The sequence below is a fragment of the Kitasatospora sp. NPDC059088 genome (assembly GCF_042738155.1).
Taxonomy (GTDB): domain Bacteria; phylum Actinomycetota; class Actinomycetes; order Streptomycetales; family Streptomycetaceae; genus Kitasatospora.
This window is the reverse complement of sequence record NZ_JBHYGR010000020.1, coordinates 37,069-41,348: the sequence shown is the minus strand read 5'-3', so window position 1 is coordinate 41,348 and position 4,280 is coordinate 37,069. Positions and strand designations below refer to the sequence as shown.

The 4,280-nt window shown below is 75.4% G+C and carries 1 protein-coding gene and 3 tRNA genes; 1 reads left to right on the top strand and 3 read right to left on the bottom strand.

Going from position 1 to position 4,280, the window contains the following annotated elements; translation table 11 throughout:
• Nucleotides 1–31: 31 nt before the first annotated feature.
• The 3 genes from ACFWXO_RS11865 to ACFWXO_RS11855 all read right to left on the bottom strand — a co-directional run bounded on the left by ACFWXO_RS11865 (nucleotide 32) and on the right by ACFWXO_RS11855 (nucleotide 492).
• Nucleotides 32–107, bottom strand: a tRNA-Arg gene (locus ACFWXO_RS11865).
• 31 nt (nucleotides 108–138) lie between these two features.
• Nucleotides 139–214: transfer RNA gene (locus ACFWXO_RS11860), tRNA-Arg, on the bottom strand.
• A 184-nt stretch (nucleotides 215–398) separates the two neighbouring features.
• A tRNA-Ser gene (locus ACFWXO_RS11855) sits at nucleotides 399–492 on the bottom strand.
• A gap of 177 nt (nucleotides 493–669) precedes the next feature.
• Here ACFWXO_RS11855 and ACFWXO_RS11850 point away from each other — a divergent pair.
• Nucleotides 670–4,164 carry a PAS domain-containing protein gene (locus ACFWXO_RS11850; RefSeq protein ID WP_380523406.1) on the top strand — a complete coding sequence of 1,165 codons (3,495 nt, stop codon included), beginning with the start codon at nucleotides 670–672 and terminating at the stop codon, nucleotides 4,162–4,164.
• Nucleotides 4,165–4,280 lie beyond the last annotated feature (116 nt).

The following is a 4,280-nucleotide window of genomic DNA, read 5'->3' as shown; positions in this document are numbered from 1 at the left end:
CGCCCCCGGCGGGGGGCGGGGGGCTTCTCGCTGGTGCGCTCAGCAGGATTCGAACCTGCAACCTCTTGATCCGTAGTCAAGTGCTCTATCCGTTGAGCTATGAGCGCAAGGAACGGGCGAACCCGATCTTGCGGAGTTTGGTGCGCTCAGCAGGATTCGAACCTGCAACCTCTTGATCCGTAGTCAAGTGCTCTATCCGTTGAGCTATGAGCGCTCGCCCTGGTGAACCATGCCCCCGGGGCGTTGCGTGGACAACATTACATGACCTGCGACGTAGGACGAAATCGATTGATCCGACCCCGGGAAGGCCACCCCGGGCCCCGTCCCGGCCGGCCGGCGAACGGGCCCCGGACATGCGAAGAGCCCCGCCGACGTGATCGTCGACGGGGCTCCCCGGCTGGCGGAGGCTGAGGGATTTGAACCCTCGATCAGGAATAACCCCGAAACCGCATTAGCAGTGCGGCGCCATAGACCGGACTAGGCGAAGCCTCCCCACATGGACCGTACCCGCGCGAGCGGACCCGTTCCGTGTGTCAGTGATGATGCCACAACCGTGGGGCTCGGCACCAACCACCGCCAACGTTACTAGGCGGGTCACTCCCGCCGCAAAGAAGAATGAGATACTGCCGACTCCGGAGGAGCTGCCTTGAGCCGAGGAGACCTGTCGACGTGAGCAGCAGGCCGATCCGAGGCGCTGCTCGCCTCGACGCCATACTCGACGCCCTGCCCGAAGCGTTGTTGCTGGTGAACAGCAACGGCACCGTGGTGGACGCCAACAGCGCAGCGGTCCAGGCGCTGCAGGCGCCCGGCACCTCGCTGGTCGGCATGGGCGTGCTCGGCCTGCTGCCCGAGTTCGATCCCAGCCGGATCCCGGGCTCGATGCGCCCGGCCACCCGCGACGCCGACGCCCTGGACCGTCCGGTCCGGATGACCGCCCACCGCACCGACGGAACGACCTTCCCGGTCGAGGTCTCCGGCAACGACTTCGCCACCGACGGCGGCGACGGCTACGGACGCTCCCCCTACGAGCCCTACCGCGACGGCCCCCGCGCCTCCTCGTCCTCCGACCTGCTCCTGCTGCTGGTCCGCGACCTCTCCGGGCGGCTCGGCGTCGAGACCGAACTGCGCCGCCAGCACAAGCAGACCGAGATGATCCTGCGGGCCGCCGCCGAGGGCGTGCTCGGCGTGGACCTCGAAGGCCGCTGCGTCCTGGTCAACCCGGCCGCCGCGCACATCCTGGAGTACCGGGCGAGCGAGCTGGGCGGGCGCGAGCTGCACCCGCTGATCCAGCACTCCCGGGCCGACGGCACCCCGCTGGCGCTGGAGGAGTCCGCGCTGCTGGACACCCTGACCTCCGGGCGCAAGCACCGGGTGCGCGGCACCGTGCTGTGGCGCAAGGACGGCCGCCCGGTCACCGTCGATCTCACCACCGCCCCGGTCCGGGACGGCGACGAACTGGTGGGCGCGGTGATGACCTTCACCGACCGCAGCCGCGAACTCGCCCTGGTCGCCCGCAACGAGCACCTCACCGCCGTCCTGGAGAACGAGCTCGGCGGCGCGCTGAGCGCGCTGAACCAGCGGCTGGACCGCCTCGCCGCCGACCCCGCCGGGCAGCTCTGGCCCGAGGCCAACTGGACCCTGCGCCGGCTCGCCGACGAGTGCCGCCGGTTCGGCAAGCTGATCGACGGCGTACTGGAGCACCAGCGCTCCGAGGCCGGCGAGGGCGCACCGGCCGAGGGCCGGGACGGCAAGGACGCCAAGGAGACCAAGGACGGCAAGGACGGCAAGGGCGGGCGCCGGACCGCGAAGCAGGTCCCGGTCGGCCTGGACAAGGTGGTCCGCCGGGCCGTCGAGGAGGCCGGCGAGCTGGTCGGCCCCGGCCGGGTGCGCTTCTCGGTGCACGCCGCCGCGGTCGAGGTGATCGCCGACGAGCGGCGACTCGCCCAGGCGCTGGCCCACCTGGTCGCCGACGTCAGCGGCACCGGCCTCGCGCTGGACGCCCCCACCGCCCCCTCCCCCGGCCTGTCCGTCCCCGGCCTGTCCGTGCCCGGGCTGGGCGGCCCGCCCACCCCGCCGGCTCCCGCCGAACCGCCGACCGTCGTCCTGGCCGCCGCCCAGCGCGGCGAGGTCGCCCGGGTCGAGATCCGCGGCCCCGGCGTCGGCGGCAGCCCCGTCCACCTGCCGATAGCCCGCGCGGTGGTCGAGCGCCACGGCGGCGTGCTCCAGCCGCACGAGCTGCCCGGCAAGGCCGGCACCACCTACGTGGTCGAGCTGCCGCTGGACCCGGCCGCCGCGAAGGCCGCCGCCGAACGCGCCTCCGCCGAGGGCCGCTCGGACCGGCCCAAGGAGGGCGACAGCGCCGTCCTGCCCGAGCTGCCGGGCATTCCGCAGCTGCCCACCAGCGGCGACGCCGCCGGATCCACCCGGCCCGCCCCCGCCTCCGGCACCCCGACCCCCACCGGCACCCCGACCGGCCCCGGCCGCCCCGGCGACGCGCCGGTCACCCGGGAGGCCGCCGAGCCGGAGCAGGCACCCGCCGAGGAGGCCCCGGCCGAGCGCCGCGGCCGCCGCGGCCGGCCCGCCATCGAAGCCGGACCCTCCGGGAGCTCCGACCCGACCGCTCCCGCCGACCAGTGGCCGAACGCCCCCGCCCGGGTCGAGCGGGCCGTCCCCGAGCAGTGGAACGGCACCGGCAACGACCCCGCCTACGGCCGCCCCGGCCCGGCCGCCCCGGAGGCGGCGCAGAGCGACCCCTGGGGCAAGGACGACGGCCGCTCCGGCCCCGCCTACGCCGTACCCGTGGAGGGCGCGCGCCCCGCGCAGGGCCGGCCGGCCGGCCGTGAGCCGCTGGCGCTCGGCCCGGCGCCCGCCGACGCCACCCCCTCCTCCGCTCCTACGTCCGCGCCCACCTCCGCTCCCGTCGAACCGCCGCCGAACGGCGCCGCCGAGGACGGCGGCGAGGCCAAGCCGCGCAGACGCCGTGCCCTGCCCTCCGCCGAGGACTCCTCGGGCGGCTTCGCGCTCCCCGGCGTGGGCGACACCCCGGTCTACCCCGGCCTGGAACACGCCCTGCCGGCCGGTCCGGCACCCGCCCCGGCCGAACCCGCTGTGGCACCGACCGGGCGCCGCCGCCGGCTCTCCGTACCGCCCGGGCCCGGCGCCGACGCCCCGGCCGGAGCACCCGCTGCGCAGACCGGCGGCGCGCTGGAGCCGGCCCGGCCCGCGCTGCCCGCTGCCGAGGAGCCGGGCGGACCCCGCCCGGTCGGCAGCGGACTGGCCGAACTGGCGCCGCCGCGACCGTCCGCCGCCCCGGTGCCCGTCGCCCCGCAGCCGCCCGTACCGGCCGCGCCGCGCGCGCTGGCCGAACTGCCCGCCGCCCGGAGCGACCGCCCGGACGCCGAGCAGCCGCAGGCCGCGTCCGGTGAACTGGCCAACACCCGCCGGCTGCTGGTCTGGCCCGAGCCCGACCCGGCCACCGGCCAGGCGCTCCAGGCCCGCGGCTACCTGCCGGTGATCGTCCGCTCCCGCGAGGAGGTGGACGCCCAGGCGAACGCCTTCCCGGCGGCGCTCTTCGTCGACCCGCTGACCGGCCCGATCACCCGTACCGCGCTGCAGTCGCTGCGCACCGCGGCGCTCAACAGCCGGGTCCCGGTGCTGGTGACCGCGGGCCTCGGCCAGGCCACCCGGGACGCCGCGTACGGCGCCGACCCGGCCGTGCTGCTGCGTGCCCTGGCCCCGCGCGACGGCGAGCACCACGCCCCGCGGGTGCTGCTGGTCGAGGGCGACCCGGACATCGCCGCCGCCATGATCAGCAGCCTGGAGCGGCGCGGCATGCACGTCGAGCACGCGGTGGACGAGAACGACGCCGTCGCCCGGGCCAGCAGCGTGCAGCCCAACCTGGTGGTGATGGACCTGTTCCAGATCCGCCGCCGCCGGATCGGACTGCTGGACTGGCTGCGCGCCAACGACCGGCTGCACCGCACCCCGCTCGTGGTCTACACCTCGGTGGACCTCGACCCGCGCGAACTGCCCCGGCTGCGCACCGGCGAGACGGTGCTGTTCCTCGCCGAGCGCTCCACCAGCGAGGACGTCCAGTCCCGGATCGTCGACCTGCTCGGGCGGATCGGCGCGATGGGTGAGGCGGGCGTCGCCGCCGCGGGCTGAGCCCGGACGTGCCGGAGGGGGGGGGGGCCCGCCGGGGGGGGGGGGGGGCGCCCCCCGGGTATAAAAAAAAAAACACAAAGACACACCAAAAAAAAAAAAGATGGGAGGGGTGGGGT